At 54.0% G+C, this 541-nt stretch carries 1 protein-coding gene; it reads right to left on the bottom strand.

Going from position 1 to position 541, the window contains the following annotated elements; genetic code table 11:
* Positions 1-330 precede the first annotated feature (330 nt).
* Positions 331-541 (bottom strand): hypothetical protein (locus tag DK870_RS29520; protein ID WP_218580698.1); only part of this gene is annotated, 211 nt, incomplete at its 5' end.

A 541-nucleotide genomic window follows, 5' to 3' on the forward strand; every position in this document is an offset into this window, starting at 1 on the left:
TGGTTTAGCTTTGTGTGCTTCTTCTGACGCACAAATTCAGGGCCTTTTCCAGCAGAGTTTGTTGTGAGATCACAGGTCGGGAGGATGACCGCTCGAGTGGATTTCTCGTTGATTGCTGCTTTGTTGTATCTGTTCGGATACTTGAGCATCGCTCATGCTATTCAAAGACGTAACACAGTGGATGGTTTTTGTCCGGCGACGCTGACGTTCGTGCCGGCCCGTCGAGGATGTTCTTCTGATGAAGACTGCCCTGGAGGACACAAATGCTGTCGATTTGACTGTGGGCCTGTTTGTGTGCTGCCTGTTTTCATGAAGCCGGGTCAGTGTCCCTTACCAGAGATGATCCCACTGTGTGCTGAAAGCTGTTTCCATGATGGCCAGTGTCCTGCCACACAGAAGTGTTGCCCAACCACCGGTGGCTTTGCATGCAGCGAACCACGTGGTCAGGGAAGAGGTCAGATGAGCTGTCAGGGACATGGACCGGTTCGTGGACAGGGCCAAGGAAGCGGACAAGGCCAGGGTCAGGGACAAGGCCAGGGCC

Origin of the sequence: Pseudomonas sp. Q1, from assembly GCF_009935975.1 — a bacterium.
In the GTDB taxonomy this organism is placed as follows: Bacteria; Pseudomonadota; Gammaproteobacteria; order Pseudomonadales; family Pseudomonadaceae; genus Aquipseudomonas; species Aquipseudomonas palleroniana.